Raw genomic sequence first — 15,028 nt, forward strand, 5'->3', positions numbered from 1 at the left:
GTTGAGTCCCCGGATGAGGTGAAAGTCTCAAGTCCGGTTTTGAAGACGAGTAGTTCTGGTGACGGAATTGCTTAGTTCAACTCGCCGCATTTTTGTCCCTGGGGCTACGGCGTCTGTCTCGCTTTTCTCCCCTAACCTAAAATGCTCGAGGCCAACCGTTCTCGTCGCTTGGACTGAAGTTCGCTTTGCGGTTCAATTCTCCTTTCAACCCCATTCCCTCTAAATTCGTGCCTTCTTCCCGGACAACGATACCGCCGTGGGCATTGTTATCCCTGGCCACGAATGGCATTCTGTTGCTGACTGTAACGTTGTTGCTGACCCGCTATCCTACCGCTTCGGTCACTCCTGCACCGTCGGGTTCTTTGGATGCCCGCGCCTCGGAAACCTCTGCCACTGAGGCATCTGCGTCTAGCACGCCAGAAGAACCTCAACTCGGTCCGCGCCATCAGTGGACTTACGAACAGTGGGTGGCCCAGTTGGCGCGCGAAGCAGAGGCGATCGCCGCTAATCCCCCAGACCGTTTGGCCATTCTCGCCGGGGATTCCATCAGTCTTTGGTTTCCCCCAGAATTATTACCCGAAGAACTCACCTGGCTCAATCAAGGCATCTCCGGGGAAGTCTCTTCGGGTTTGTTGGACCGCCTCGAGTTGTTCGACAACACCAACCCGGAAGTGATTTTCGTGATGATTGGCATTAACGATTTGCTCCGGGGTGTCTCCCCAGAAGCAATTCTCAACAATTATCGCCTAATTATCCAAGATCTGCGCTGGGTCCATCCCAACGCTAAAGTTGTGGTGCAGTCGATTTTACCTCATCGCGGCTCCCAAGCCAGTTGGGAAGGAAGCGCCAAGCTCTCGGACATCCCTAACTCGCAAATCCGCGACCTCAACCGCGAACTCAAAACCATCGCCGCTGTGGAAGGTGCCTATTTCCTCGACCTCTATCCCCTCTTCGCTAACTCGCAAGGCAATTTGCGATCGGAACTGACTACCGATGGGCTGCATCTCAACGATCGCGGTTACTATATCTGGCGATCGGCTCTGCAAGTGTTCCAGGGCCTCCAACTTTAACCCTGAGTTCCCCCCATTCTCTCTCCCACAACCACACGGAAGCCAAAATAAAATCGCGGAGAACTTCCACAACATTTTAAGATCGAGTGAATGCGGGGCAAAATCATCTGGCTCCGATTGCCGATCGACAACTAATCACGGGGACACAGACGCAATGAATACCAAAGCTTTCAAACGCTCACTGCAAAAGTCAGATAACTACCATCGCAAAGGATTCGGTCACGAAGCGGAAGTCGCAGGGGTAATGAATTCAGCCTATCAAAGCTCCCTGATTCAGCAAATCCGGGACAATCATTACACCCTGACTCGCGGTGACGTCACCATCCGCCTCGCGGAAGCATTCGGGTTTTGCTGGGGCGTGGAACGGGCGGTGGCGATCGCCTACGAAACCCGTCAGCACTTTCCCACCCAACGCCTCTGGATTACTAACGAAATTATCCACAATCCTGGGGTCAACCAACACCTCAAGGATATGCAGGTGGGTTTTATCCCCCTGCGTGACGGAGAAAAGGATTTTTCTGGGGTGGAACAAGGCGATGTGGTCATTTTACCCGCCTTTGGTGCCACGGTGCAAGAAATGCAGTTGCTCAACGATAAAGGTTGCACCATCGTCGATACCACTTGCCCTTGGGTGTCGAAAGTTTGGAATAGTGTGGAAAAGCATAAAAAAGGCAGTTATACCTCGATTATTCACGGCAAATACAAGCATGAAGAAACCCTGGCAACTAGCTCTTTCGCCGGGACTTATCTCGTGTTGCTGAATATGGAGGAAGCCGAATATGTGGCCGATTATATCCTCAATGGCGGCGATCGAGCTGAATTTATGGCCAAATTCGGCAAAGCCACTTCTGCTGGTTTCGACCCCGATCGCGACTTAGAAAAAATTGGCATCGCCAACCAAACTACGATGCTCAAAAGCGAAACGGAACAAATGGGTAAACTCTTCGAGCGCACCATGTTGCAAAAATACGGACCGCTCGAATTAAATCAGCATTTCTTGGCATTTAATACCATCTGCGATGCCACTCAAGAACGCCAAGATGCGATGTTAAATCTGGTTGAAGATAAACTGGATGTGATGGTGGTAATTGGCGGTTTTAATTCCAGCAATACCACCCACTTGCAGGAAATCGCCATCGAACGGGGAATTCCTTCTTATCACATCGATAGCCCCGATCGCATTTTACCGGGCAATCGCATCGAACACAAACCCCTTCACGGTGAAGTACAAATCCAAGATAATTGGTTGCCCGCCGGCAAAGTTGTCGTCGGCGTCACTTCCGGCGCTTCTACCCCGGATAAAGCCGTGGAAGAAGCGATCGCCAAAATTGTGGAAATGAAAGCTCCTGCAGTGGTTTAACGCCGCAATTGCAGGCGTTTTCCCCTGGGAATGAAAAAGCCGCGCAGGCGATCGCTCTGGTGGGCGATCGCCGCAATTTTTTCCCCCATCTGACTAAGATTGCGCGGCAAAAAGCATCGGATAGGGTATGATTGCGCTATCGGTCAAATGGGGGGGATTTGTCTTCCCGTATCCCCCTGCATTTCTAAGCGCGATCGCCATTGGCGGCGACGGGATAATGGTCGTTAAATTCCTCTTGGTCGAAATAGTAAACCGTGCGAATCGGATAGGGAATATTAATATCGGCGCGATCGCAAGCAGCTTTTAGCGCAATCATCACCTGGGTGTAAGTGCGCCGAACCGTGACTTTTTCCGGAAAAGTCCAATAGCGAACCATAAAATCGATGGAACTATCCCCAAATCCCACGACATCCACTTCCGGTTTCGGATTCGATAACACCCCCTCCACTTCCGATACGGCGGCGTGCAAAATCTCCACCGCTTCCGACAAGGGCGTATTGTAATCCACCCCGATCGCTAAATCGGTGCGTCGGTGATTAAACGCCGTCAGCACTTCTACCGCATTAGTAAACACCACCGCATTGGGAATCACCACCCGTTCCCCTTTGTAGGTTCTAATTTGCGTGGAACGAATCGCAACTTCCTCCACGGTTCCTTCATATCCTTCCACAATAATTTGATCGCCAATTTGAAACGGTTCTTGCAATAACAGCAAAATGCCCGCCAAAAAGTTTTTAAAGATATCCTGAAACGCAAAACCAATGGCAACGGAACTTAACCCCAATACCCCAATAATATCGCCGAGTTCCAATCCGGGAAAGGCCAAAACGCAGGCAACAATAATCCCCAAAGACCAAGCCGCAACATAACTGGTTTGCACCAGCAGCGATCGCAAGGAGGTACTTTTCAGTAAATGATTCCCCGCCACTGAGGTGATTTTTTTGACCCGGTTGGCCAAATACCAGGTCACTAACAATACAATAATCCCGATGATAATTGCCGGGATGCTTTTCACTACATCCCCAATCAAGTTTAACAGACTCGTTTGAACTTCTTGCAATAAAGCACTCATTTTCTCAGGTTTAAATGGGTTCTCAAAGGATTCGATGGTGGTTCTAATCGCAGCAAAATTGATATATTATTGCAGACTCTCCAGGTTTTGTCAATCCCCCTTTGGCAAAGGGCAACGCGGGGATGCAGGTGGGGGTGCGAAAATTCCCTTCACCCCACAAGGGTAGGGCTAAATTCAAACCTTCGCCCGCACCAAGCGGGCTAATTTAAAATCAATGTTTGACAGAGGAATTGTGTATTAGAGTTTGACGCCGGTCAATCCCACCCGCGCATCCCCCCAGCGATGGATTGTCACCTGGGCAAAACCGGCCCGGGTTCCATACACTTGCAATTCCTCCCCAGTCGAACACATGCTCAAATGAGCGGGCCGGTTGTCCAATTCATAGGAAAACCCCGTCATAAAGACCTCCCACCCATGATTGGACGTCAAATCTAAATTGTCAAAAAAGCAGCGTCCCCCGGATTTCAACACCCGATAGGCTTCTTTTACATATTGATATCGATCCCATTCGTAAAGGTGCATAAAAACCACGGTACAATACACCAAATCTACCGAATTCTCGGGGATTTCCTTTAACCCCACGGTACTCAGTTCCACCAATTCGATATTCTCCAATCCTTGCAGTCGTTGCGCTGCATAGGTAAGCATATTTGCTGAAATATCTGTGCCGATCCAGCGGGCACAGCGAGGACTGAAAAATTTCCCCACCCGCCCGACTCCGCAGCCAATTTCCAAACAAATGTCTGTGGGGTTAATCCCAATTAGGCGATCGATTCGATTCACCGTATTGAGTCCGGTGCGATCGAGTTCCATTTCATCGGTATGTCCGGCGACATAGCGTTTTGCCTCCTCCATATCCGGGGCGAGTTTATCCCAGGTTTCCTTATAATTCGAGCGTTCCTGAATCATCCTGCTTCTCGATTTGCCTGCCAATTGTGGGTGAATTTTACCGCAAGCTTTATAATAGTTGATATTTGCGCGTGGCCGATGCTTCTGGCCCAGGGGCGATCGCTCGCTTCTGTCTCCTGACGCACCGGCTTGCTACCTGCCACAGGTCATCGTTCAGTTCCCCAAAAAAAATCACCCTATGTCTTCCAATTCTCGTCGTTACCATATCACCACGTTCGGCTGTCAAATGAACAAGGCGGACTCCGAACGCATGGGGGGTATCCTCGAACAAATGGGCTTTCAGTTCTCGGAAGACCCGAACGACGCTGAGGTTATCCTTTACAATACCTGCACGATCCGCGATAATGCAGAACAGAAAGTCTATTCCTACCTGGGCAGACAAGCAAAACGCAAGCGAGAACAGCCCAACCTCACGTTAATTGTGGCGGGTTGCGTGGCTCAGCAGGAAGGTGAAACGCTCTTGCGCCGAGTACCGGAACTGGATTTGGTCCTCGGGCCGCAACATGCAAACCGCCTCGAGGATCTGCTCGAACAGGTTTTCGCGGGCAATCAGGTGGTGGCCACCGAACCTATCCACATTATGGAGGATATCACGAAACCTCGCCGCGAAAGTCGGGTGACGGCTTGGGTGAATGTGATTTATGGCTGTAACGAACGCTGCACCTATTGCGTGGTTCCTTCTGTGCGCGGTGTGGAACAATCTCGCACCCCGGAGGCAATTCGCGCTGAAATGGAATCTCTGGGCCGTCAGGGTTATAAGGAAGTGACGTTACTGGGCCAAAATATCGATGCCTATGGTCGCGATCTGCCGGGAAGCACTCCGGAAGGACGCCACTTGCATACGTTTACGGATTTGCTTTATTTCGTTCACGATGTGCCGGGGATCGAACGCATCCGCTTTGCTACCTCTCACCCCCGTTATTTCACGGAACGCTTGATCCGCGCTTGTCAAGAATTGCCGAAAGTCTGCGAACACTTTCACATTCCTTTCCAGTCGGGAGATAATCAGGTGCTTAAGGCAATGTCGCGCGGTTATACCCACGAAAAATATCGCCGGATTATCGATACGATTCGCCGCTATATGCCGGATGCGGCAATTAGCGCCGATGCGATCGTCGGGTTTCCCGGGGAAACTGAGGAACAGTTCCAAAATACCCTGCAGTTGGTGGCGGATATCGGGTTCGATCGCTTGAATACGGCGGCGTATTCTCCCCGCCCCAATACCCCGGCTGCTTTATGGGACAATCAACTCAGTGAAGAGGTGAAGCGCGATCGCCTCGCCCGCTTGAATCATTTGGTTGAGGTTAACGCCGCTTCGCGATCGCAGCGCTATCTCGATCGCATCGAAGAAGTCCTCGTCGAAGACCAAAACCCAAAAAACCCTTCCCAAGTTATGGGCCGAACTCGCGGGAATAATCTGACTTTCTTTACCGGCGATATTAACCATCTCAAAGGTCAAATCGTTCCGGTGAAAATTACCCAAGTCCGCGCCTTTAGCTTGACCGGCGAACCGATACAAGTCCCCCAACCCGCCTTGACTTAACTCCCCCCCCTGTCGTTGCGCTTCGTTCCTCTCCACCGCGCAACGACTCCCCTTTCTCTTCCCTTCGCGATCGCTGAGTTTGATTCACTCCAGTTTATTCCTTCTCTCTATCCCATCAATAATTTTTATTTTTTTTACAAAAATTTACAAAATTTGGCGGCATTTCTGGAAAAAAGGGTAGACAGGGGTTGATTTTCCTGGTATGCTTTATTCATAATGGGAATAGTGGCAATTTTTTTATTTTTGCCACTATTCCCATTATGATATAGTCTAGCATAATTTCGCCCAATTTTCTCCCCCCACCCCCTTTTTTTTTAGCGCCCAGCGGGAAAAAAAATGGACGCAGGCGATCGCATCGGTCAAAATAGAAGACCAAAGCGAAAACACAAACAGGGATAGAGAGATGATCTTACCGCTCAAATGGAAGAACGACATCAGCGCAAGTGGGGATTTGCGCGCCGGGGGGAATCCAGAAAGCCAGTGGTGGCGTCAGACTGGGAAGAATTGGATGGGTTGGATAGGGCGAGTGACAGTTGTGGCGGTATGTTTGAGCATTGCCTTCGGGAGTGCAGAAGGATTAGTCGCCCAAGGAAGTCCTGTGGAAGGGCATCTGGGGGCACTCGCCAGCCAATCGGAGAGGATTGCCCCAGCCGAACTTCCCAAATCCGTGGCCGATGCGGTACGAGAAGCAGCAGCGAGAGACAGGGGTGAGTCGCGGGAGGAATGGCAGATTGTAGACGCGCGACAAAAAACCTGGCCTGATGGCTGCTTGGGGTTAGCGGATCCGGAGGTATTTTGTACCCAAGCGCTAGTCAGGGGTTGGGAAGTGGTGGTAGGCGATCGCAAACAGCAGAAGATTTACCGGACCGATGAGGATGGATCGGTAGTGAAGCGCGATCGCAATTTCGAGCAAGCGGATGAGCAATAAAGGCAGTGGTATTTTAGAGGAGAGATTTTGGATCCTAGGAAACGGCTAAAATCTTAACCTTAAAATCCAGACCATAGAGAGGAATAAAACATGTCAAAATTGCGGGTTGGGCTATTATTCGGGGGAAGATCCGGCGAACATGAAGTATCGATTATTTCCGCCAAGGCGATCGCCGCTGCTTTAGGAAGGGATAAAAACGCCGAGAAATACGAAACCCACCCATTTTACATCGATAAAGAAGGGAGTTGGCACGGTCCGCAGGTTGCCCAACAGGTGCTTAACGCTGGGGTTGCGCCGCAAAGCGAAGAAGAATTCGACAAAAAGCAATTGTGGAAATTTCCCCCAGAAGCGGCGCAGATAGAGGTATGGTTTCCGATTTTGCACGGACCGAATGGAGAAGACGGGACCATTCAAGGATTGCTCACCTTAATGCGCGTGCCCTTTGTGGGAACTGGCGTCATGGGTTCTGCGGTAGGAATGGACAAACTGGCGATGAAAACTGCCTTCGAGAGAGCGCAGTTGCCCCAGGTGAAGTATGTGGAGGTGACGCGCGATCGCGTGTGGTCGAATCCTTGCGTGTTTCCCAAACTATGCGACGAAATCGAGGCGAAATTGGGGTATCCTTGTTTTGTCAAACCGGCAAATTTAGGGTCTTCCGTGGGGATTTCCAAAGTGCGATCGCGCGAGGAATTAGAAGCGGCATTGGATAGTGCCGCCAGCTACGACCGCCGCTTAATTGTAGAGGCGGGAGTCGAGGCGCGGGAAGTGGAATGTGCCGTATTGGGCAACGAGAATCCGAAAGCATCGGTGGTGGGAGAGATTACCTTCGAGAGTGATTTTTATGACTACGAGACCAAATACACCGATGGAAAAGCCAATTTGTTAATTCCGGCACAGATTCCCGAGGCGATCGCCGCGCAAATTCAAGAGCGGGCGATTCAAGCCTTTGAAGCCGTGGATGGGGCCGGATTGGCGCGAGTGGACTTTTTCTATCTCGAAGCCAGCGGCGAAATTCTCATCAACGAAATCAATACCCTACCGGGGTTTACGGCGTTAAGCATGTACCCACAATTGTGGGGAAAAACCGGAGTATCCTTCCCCGAATTAGTCGATCGCTTGCTTCAATTAGCATTAGAGCGACATACTAATTAAGACAACGGCATCGGATCGGCGAAAGCGGATAGCGGGCAACCGCCTATGGTGCTTAGCGCCGATCGCGATTGGTCCTAGGAGTGAGGAGTGGGTTCGAGAGTGTTGAAAAACCTTGATGATGCGCGCGATCGCAGACAGCTCAATCGGTTGCGAAGCTTTATCCCCCATCGAGAGACGCAAGTTGCGCGGTTGCGGGATATAGCCTCCACCCAACACAACGACTTTGACTATTGGATGGAGTTAACTCGCACTCGGGACCGCCAACTACAGCGGTTGCGGCAATTTGCGTCCCCCGAGCAACCTCGGAGGCGTCGCCGACGGAAGAAGAAAAAGCGGCGTCCCTTGCCTCCTGTGGTGCGATTTCTGTTGCGTCATGCCTGGATTTTACTGGTGGGCGCAGTGCTATCGATGGGGGCGATGGCATTTGGCGCGGTGATGGTGTTGCTCAATCCCAGTTTCAGTCAAACACCCCCTGCGCCACCGGGGAGGGAAAGGGTAGAGCGGGCCGAAAAAGTGCCGGTGGGGGTATTTGGGGCGATCGCCCTTAGCTGCGCCACCGGGTCGCTGATGATGTCAAAGTGGCTGAAAAGACCGAAGAATTGAGAAATTGAAGATAGAGTCTCAATTCTTCCGGTTCAATTTTGCTCCTGCATCAGCGATCGCCAATCTTGGATCGCCCCCTCGGGCCACAGCCAATTTTTCCCCAGGGCCTCCGGTTGAAAATTCAGCGGATCCGCAGACAGGACCATTTCTTGCTGCTTCCTCGCTTTGCCCAATAGGGCATTGCGATCGCCCTCGGGCAACTCGGGCAAACGCTTTTGCAACACCAGCGCTAACCCGGCGTAGGCGGTGAGGGCTTCTTCACTTTCCAGGGGGGCGGGTTGCGCTGCGGTAGATAAGCCGCCGGAATTATCCTCTGCGGTACTTTTCCACCCCGTGGCGGGCATTTTTTCCAGCAACTTGAGGGATTGCAACCAGGCATCTTGCGCCTTTTGGAAATTTCCAGCAGCGTAGTAGACAAAACCGAGGGCGTTGAGATATACTGGAGAGTTAGGCTCTTTTTGCACGGCGCGACTCCAGTATCGGCGGACATCATCCAAACTATATTTGGGATTGCCAGTTTGCAGGGCTTGCCATGCCACGCGACCCCAGAGAAAGGAAATGGCGGGGTCGGATTTATCGCGATCGGGTACCGCACTGAGTACGGCTTCGGCAAAATTAATGGCACCGCGTTGGGGGCGTAATAATTCTTCCACTGCCTTTTGCGCGGCGATCGCCTCTCCTTCATTGAAATATCCAAAGGCCAGTTTTGCCACTTCCGGCGTATTGAGGGTGGCCAAATCCACCGGTGGGGTTTCTTCTGGCGGGGTTGCAGGGGCGGACAAGGTGGTGGGGGGAAGGTCGAGCAGGGGATCCCGGGTAGTTTCCAGGCTGCGAGTGCGCCACAGACCGAAGCCGAAAAGGGCGATCGCCGCTACCCCGATCGCGCCGGCTACGGGCCACAGTTTCACGCGCCAGGATTTTCCGTTTCCGGACACTGACTGATTCTCCGCAGAAGAGGACTCCGCCGCTGACAATGCCGATGCTTGGGAATTCCTTGTCGCCGGGGATGGAGGCGGGGAGGGAAGCGCGCCCACCGCAGTGGTGGCGGACAATTGCGAGGGAGTGCGATCGCCCTGTGGTAGGGCGTGGGTCTGAGTCTCGGTTTCGGCGTCCGGATGTGGGCCGATAATGCTCCCCAACAAATCCGATACCAAGGACTCCGCCTCTTCGTCGGCAAAATCGTCGTACATCAAATCCTCATAAACCCCCTCCAAGTCTTCCTCATGCAGTGGTTCTACCTCGGCGTCCCACTGGGCGGGACCGGGGGGCTGATTTCTCGTCTGAGAGGGGAAGTTGTGTGCCGCCGAGAGGCGATTTTCCCGCGCCCCGGCGAGGGGCGGGTGGCTGCGACGGGCGGGGAAAGCGTTGGTAGGGGCTTGGGTGGCGGCGGTGGCCGGTGCGGAGGTGAGATATCCGTCAAATTCCGGATGCAGATAGAGGACCGGCAGCGCCCAGTAGAGTTGGTTGGATCCGTAGGCGGACATTAACCCTTGGCGGGCGCGGTTCAAGCTCAGATCCACCGGATATCCTTGCTTGATGTTGTAGTAAAACAGCCGGGTGAGGGTGAGGGCGACTTCATCGGTAATTCGTTCCGCCATTGCCAGGACGCCGGGGACGCCGCGCTTCACCAGGACTTCTGCTAGGGTGCGCCGCCCGGTGGCATCGGTGGGGTCTGAGGTGGCGGAGTAGGCTCCTCGGCAAGAGTTGAAGACGGCCATGCGAATGCCGCTGTTGACCAGCAGTCCGGCGAGGTCGTCACCGGTCAAGACTTCGGTTAAGCCGGTTTTGCGACTGACGAGATACAGTTCGCCTCCTGCAGGCCCGACATTGCTGTGACCGGAGTAGTGCAAGACTTGGTAGTGGTTTTGTTCTAGGGCGCGGGTGAGTTCTTCGCGATCGGGTTGTTCGAGGATATGGAGTTCGATTTCTGGAGGGTTTCCGATGACGGGGGTGCTCCCGCGCCAGCGCTTTTTCAGTTCTTCGCGCAGGTGGAGGGCTTCGCGTTTGAGGCCGAGGTTTTCGCGATCGGTGGGGGCGGCGAGTACCATTAAAATTTTTACCCGATCGCTCGAGGAGTTGGGTAAGGCAACCGGGGCTAAGGTGGGCTGATAGCGCGAAAACACGATATCTTTGCCGGTGGCGATCGCCCGGGCGTCTTCGTGGATGACTTCCCAGGGAAGACTGGGAAGGCGAGAGCCTTTGAGTCCCAGGCGCAATCGCAAAACGTTGCCTCGGTTATGGGCGATCGCCTGGGCTGAGGTCAGGCGATCGCGCAAGCTACCTTGAAATAAGGCGTTATAAAGTTCTTCCCCCAGTTCGACTAAACTGCGAAACCGGGTGCGGGTGGTCTGGGTCGTGGCGGCTATTTGCCCCGACTCCAACTCGCCGCTGGCGGCAGACAATTCGCTCGGGACTTCTCCCTCACTGGCTCTGAGCCACCCTACGAGGGGGTCTTCCATCAGGGTGGCAGCTTGGCGCAACCACTCCTCGAGGGGCCAAACTACCTGCTCTTCCGCCGGTAGCACCCCTTTCGGTGCTTGTTCGGTTCGCACCAAATACTGTTCGTCCCCCACTGGGGTGACAGAAATATGCAATTCTTCAAATTTCTCGGTCACAGCTTCACTGCACTCCTGCTCACTGCGTCAATCCTGCGGGCTTGGGTTAAATTTTGGATCGATAATGTTCCTGGTTGGTTTACTCTATATGTTAAGCGCTCAAATCGCTGATGTCTCCTATACCGGCAGAGGAAAATTTTTAATTCAATAGAGGGAAATCTCGCGCGGACGGTCTCACTCACAACGAGTAGGCTCGAAGCACTGGATTTCCATATTCATCGTTCGGAGATTTTACGGAAGTAGACGCACGGCACTGTCAAAAGTTACCGCTTCAGGAGGATTTTTACCAAACTTAATGAAAAATTCCCCTGGCGATCGCCATTTCAGGCGATCGCGCTACTGCTTTGCCAATCAATCCCACCCCCTGGATCCAGCCCATCCGGATGGGATTTCCCTAGGCGCGAATCCTATTTGCGTAGATTCACCCTCTTTCAACTCTCAGGCTTAACACCCTGGGAGTTTTTTTTCGGGTTTGTCAATTTTGTGCCTTAACTGTCCGGAAAGCCGATTTTTTAACGCGAACAATAGAGTGGTAGATGCACCCTGATTGACACCTCCCGCCCCTCCGGGGGCGGGTTTTTTTATTTACAAACTCAACCGTTGTTTGCCCAATTCCCGGTCATCTTTCGGTTGAGATTCGGCTGTAGACGGCTCGAGAGTTGCAACAACTCTAGAGCGATATTCCCTGAAAGGCATTTATAAAATCTTAGCAGCTTCGCGCGCGCAAGTCTAGTACATGCTCCCACTGACTCGGAATGAAGAGATGCACTGGCGCAGAAGATTCCCGCGCGATCGGGACTTAACTTTTTTTATCCCTATCGCTATTTTAGCAGCATTTTTTCCGCCGGGGAGGATTCTGGGAAGAAAATCAGCCGAATTTTCTCGGCAGAATCACTCCAACCGCTTTCCCTGACGCGATTTTTTGCACTCTGAAAAACTTCTTCTCCCTGGCTCAACTCTTTTGACACTCAACGCCTCACCCCTTCCCTTGGATCCCCCACGACGCTCAAAGCCCGATCGCCGCTTATCATACAAAGTATCTTTTGTCAAGCCCATTTTAGTATTACTTTCTATGACTTGCAGGGCGATCGCGCTTTATTTTAGCACAACTGTCCGAGCGGGCCAATCAAAGCGGGGGATTGAAATCGCGCCTTGGCACAGGTTAACTCCGCCTAGGCGGACTATTTTTTATATCATCGGCGGTTGATAATGAAAGGCGGGGGATTGAAATCGCGCCTTGGCACAGGTTAACTCCGCCTAGGCGGACTATTTGTTTGCATCTATTTCTGTATAATTTATATGATATCCTGTTAAGTCGATGACCAATCCAAAATAGCCGGCGTAGGTGGGCGAAGGTTCGTTTACCACACCCCGATCGCCTGTTGGGCGTTTTTGAGAGATAAAAAAATTCGCCCGCGCGGGCGGGCGAAAACTTTAGGGAAGGGCAGGGGTTGTGTATTCCAAAGGTATTCCCGGGAAAGCGGGGAACCGGAGAAAGCCTGCCTTATTGGTCGGCGATCGCCTCGAAAGATTTCACTTCTAGCACAGGCCCGATCGCAGCCATTGTCATCACATCATCGCGCACTTCGCCGTCTACCTTCACCATTTGGCCCGGTTTCAACAATGCGGAAGGTGCGCCTTGATAAATCTCGTAAGATTGGCCATCATCGGCAACCAGCGCCCAAGCACCGGTGCCGATATCGCGACGTTCGATTTTGCCTTGTACGGTTACGCTCATGCTACTTGTCCCTCACCTTTCATTGCCAAGCGGGCTAACGCAAAGCACAATCCGGCATTCACCAGCAAGAAAGCGCGCGCGCCGATGCCACTTCCAATCCACAGCAGGGTGGGTGCGGGAGCCAAAAAGGCACTTACGGCGAGACAGCTTGCCACGCCGATACTCGAGCCGATCGCGAACCACTTCCATTGCGAATGTCCCAGAAGCAATACCACCAGGACCGCCGGAATGACTACGCTGGCAAAAATCGGGTTGAGGGCTGCATTCCCTTGAATGGCACTGCCCAATTCGGGAATGGAACTACCCATGACGCGAAAAGGCCATTGGGGCAAGTCAAAGATATAGAATCCGCGCAATACGAACAATCCAGAACTGCCGGCCACCAATCCACTGACCATACTCCAGGTCCAAGTGAAGGGGAAATAGGTTTTCAACAACCAGGCAATAATATACGAACCCACTACCATCAGCACTTTTGGCAACAGGGCATAGACGCCACCATCGATCCAGAAGCGGGGGTTGAGATAGCCATTGTCGCGCAACCAGCGGAAGAAGTCGCCGAAGATTGCGCCGAAGTCAAAGTTACCGCGTTTGGCCACTACTAGGGCATTGGCGGCATCCAAATGGCCGGCTCCAAAGTGGTTCATCGGGTCGTCTTTCACTTGGCGTGCCGATTCTTGCAGCACTTTGGTCACTAGGTCCGGTTCTTCTACGCCAGAGGCTCTGATTAATGCTGCAACGCCGGCCACATGGGGGGATGCCATGCTGGTGCCTTGATAGGCTTTAAAGGCAAAGCCGGGGCGGCGAGTGTCGGGGTCGATGGAAATGGTTTCTTGCAGGATACCACCGGCATCGCCTTTGGTGGTGTCGCCACCTGGGGCGGCAATATCCACGCCGGCTCCAAAGTTAGAATAGGGGGCTTTTTCGCCGGTGGAGTCGATCGCCGCCACGCCGATGACGTTGGCGTAGCGGGCGGGATAGGAGGCGCTATTGCGGTTTTCGTTTCCGGCGGCGGCGACGATGACGACGCCTTTGCTGTGGGCATAGGCGATCGCTTCTTTCATGGCGTTGCTTTCACCGGCTCCGCCCAAGCTCATGTTAATCACGTCTGCGCCGTTATCGGCAGCAAATTTAATCGCTTCGGCGATATCGGCAATGTTTCCGCCACCGCCTGCGCTGAGCACTTTTAAGGGCATGATGCTGGCTTCGTAGGCAATCCCGGCGACGCCATAGCCGTTGTTGGTGGTTTGGGCAATGGTGCCGGCTACGTGGGTGCCATGCCCGTTGTCGTCATCGGCTAATTCGCGATCGTTTACGAAGTCGTACCCCTTGACAAATTTGGTATCTTTTAAGTCGGGAACTCGACTGACGCCGGTATCGATAACTGCGACGGTGACGCCGCTGCCTTTCGTGTCTGCCCACGCTTTCTCTGCGTTAATGCTGCGGAGGTTCCACTGCTGCCCGTAGAGGGGGTCGTTGGGAGTGTCCAAGGCCCGATACTGATAGGCCGGTTCGATGTATTCCGTGTATTTGGACAGGTCGGATTTTTTCAGGCGACCGAGTAAGTCGCGATCGCCTCGAACCAGGTACAAATTGTCTTGCCAAGAAAATTCGCTGTTGAGTTGTGGGGCTAGCCCATACTCGTTTGACAGTTGGCTCAATTGTTTCTCTACCTGGGCGGGGGGAATGTCCTCCCGAAAATCCAGTACGATGGATTCAAAGGTGCCTTGGTTGGCCAATCCTTTGAAGTTAAATAGAGCAAAGCTCAATCCGACAATAAATAAGCCGAGGAGCAGAAATTTTTTCATACAACTTTACCAGGGTAGCGCCTGTTATCTCACCACGATAACTCATTATTATCCTGTTTTGGGGGAATGTTTCAGGATTTTAATCTTTCCTGCCGTAAGGTGGGCAATGCCAATCCGTGCAATGCCCGCATCCAACTCGCATCCAACTCGCATCCAACTCGTTCCCAGGCTCAGCCTGGGAACCCTCCCGCGAGGCTCAGCCTCCTAGCATGGCCTCCGGTGGGCAATGC

The 15,028-nt window shown here is 52.8% G+C and carries 13 protein-coding genes; 7 read left to right on the forward strand and 6 right to left on the reverse strand.

The annotated features are described in order from the left end of the window. Nucleotides 1-227: 227 nt before the first annotated feature. Together LKK83_RS09965 and LKK83_RS09970 are read left to right on the forward strand one after the other, a co-directional pair. Nucleotides 228-1,070 carry an SGNH/GDSL hydrolase family protein gene (locus tag LKK83_RS09965; RefSeq protein WP_324630939.1) on the forward strand — a complete coding sequence of 281 codons (843 nt, stop codon included), beginning with the start codon at nucleotides 228-230 and terminating at the stop codon, nucleotides 1,068-1,070. A 154-nt stretch (nucleotides 1,071-1,224) separates the two neighbouring features. Then, nucleotides 1,225-2,430 (forward strand): 4-hydroxy-3-methylbut-2-enyl diphosphate reductase, encoded by a 1,206-nt coding sequence (locus LKK83_RS09970; protein ID WP_324630940.1) that lies wholly within the window; start codon nucleotides 1,225-1,227, stop codon nucleotides 2,428-2,430. A gap of 184 nt (nucleotides 2,431-2,614) precedes the next feature. Here LKK83_RS09970 and LKK83_RS09975 read toward each other — a convergent pair whose 3' ends face one another. Both LKK83_RS09975 and LKK83_RS09980 read right to left on the reverse strand, forming a co-directional pair. Beyond that, nucleotides 2,615-3,502, reverse strand: a complete 888-nt coding sequence (locus LKK83_RS09975; RefSeq protein WP_324630941.1) for a mechanosensitive ion channel family protein — start codon at nucleotides 3,500-3,502, stop codon at nucleotides 2,615-2,617. 237 nt (nucleotides 3,503-3,739) lie between these two features. Continuing rightward, the gene (locus LKK83_RS09980; protein WP_324630942.1) at nucleotides 3,740-4,411 is read right to left on the reverse strand and encodes a class I SAM-dependent methyltransferase; all 672 of its coding nucleotides are present in this window, start codon (nucleotides 4,409-4,411) and stop codon (nucleotides 3,740-3,742) included. A gap of 178 nt (nucleotides 4,412-4,589) precedes the next feature. On the opposite strand from LKK83_RS09980, the gene miaB reads away from it, so the two are divergent. The 4 genes from miaB (at nucleotide 4,590) to LKK83_RS10000 (ending at nucleotide 8,637) form a co-directional block, all read left to right on the forward strand. Beyond that, nucleotides 4,590-5,954: a tRNA (N6-isopentenyl adenosine(37)-C2)-methylthiotransferase MiaB gene (miaB, locus tag LKK83_RS09985; protein WP_324630943.1), complete on the forward strand. Its 1,365-nt coding sequence runs from the start codon at nucleotides 4,590-4,592 to the stop codon at nucleotides 5,952-5,954. 403 nt (nucleotides 5,955-6,357) lie between these two features. Next, complete coding sequence (locus tag LKK83_RS09990) at nucleotides 6,358-6,882, forward strand: hypothetical protein (RefSeq protein WP_324630944.1); 525 nt, start codon at nucleotides 6,358-6,360, stop codon at nucleotides 6,880-6,882. Nucleotides 6,883-6,972: 90 nt separating this feature from the next. Further along, nucleotides 6,973-8,034 carry a D-alanine--D-alanine ligase family protein gene (locus tag LKK83_RS09995; RefSeq protein ID WP_324630945.1) on the forward strand — a complete coding sequence of 354 codons (1,062 nt, stop codon included), beginning with the start codon at nucleotides 6,973-6,975 and terminating at the stop codon, nucleotides 8,032-8,034. Nucleotides 8,035-8,133: 99 nt separating this feature from the next. Then, nucleotides 8,134-8,637 (forward strand): hypothetical protein, encoded by a 504-nt coding sequence (locus LKK83_RS10000; RefSeq protein WP_324630946.1) that lies wholly within the window; start codon nucleotides 8,134-8,136, stop codon nucleotides 8,635-8,637. A gap of 32 nt (nucleotides 8,638-8,669) precedes the next feature. On the opposite strand, the gene LKK83_RS10005 is transcribed toward LKK83_RS10000, so the two are convergent. Continuing rightward, nucleotides 8,670-11,252, reverse strand: a complete 2,583-nt coding sequence (locus tag LKK83_RS10005) for a CHAT domain-containing protein (protein ID WP_324630947.1) — start codon at nucleotides 11,250-11,252, stop codon at nucleotides 8,670-8,672. 295 nt (nucleotides 11,253-11,547) lie between these two features. Here LKK83_RS10005 and LKK83_RS10010 point away from each other — a divergent pair, with 295 nt between their 5' ends. Beyond that, complete coding sequence (locus tag LKK83_RS10010; protein WP_324630948.1) at nucleotides 11,548-11,700, forward strand: hypothetical protein; 153 nt, start codon at nucleotides 11,548-11,550, stop codon at nucleotides 11,698-11,700. 373 nt (nucleotides 11,701-12,073) lie between these two features. Here LKK83_RS10010 and LKK83_RS10015 read toward each other — a convergent pair whose 3' ends face one another. The 3 genes from LKK83_RS10015 to LKK83_RS10025 form a co-directional block, all read right to left on the reverse strand. Continuing rightward, nucleotides 12,074-12,220, reverse strand: a complete 147-nt coding sequence (locus tag LKK83_RS10015; RefSeq protein WP_324630949.1) for a hypothetical protein — start codon at nucleotides 12,218-12,220, stop codon at nucleotides 12,074-12,076. A 536-nt stretch (nucleotides 12,221-12,756) separates the two neighbouring features. After that, nucleotides 12,757-12,990: a hypothetical protein gene (locus LKK83_RS10020; RefSeq protein WP_324630950.1), complete on the reverse strand. Its 234-nt coding sequence runs from the start codon at nucleotides 12,988-12,990 to the stop codon at nucleotides 12,757-12,759. Beyond that, on the reverse strand, nucleotides 12,987-14,798 hold the full coding sequence (locus LKK83_RS10025) for a S8 family peptidase (RefSeq protein ID WP_324630952.1): 1,812 nt from the start codon (nucleotides 14,796-14,798) through the stop codon (nucleotides 12,987-12,989). Before LKK83_RS10025 ends, LKK83_RS10020 begins: the two co-directional genes overlap by 4 nt. Between the last annotated feature and the right edge of the window lie 230 nt (nucleotides 14,799-15,028).

The organism is Phormidium sp. CCY1219, from assembly GCF_035615515.1.
In the GTDB taxonomy this organism is placed as follows: Bacteria; Cyanobacteriota; Cyanobacteriia; order Cyanobacteriales; family Laspinemataceae; genus CCY1219.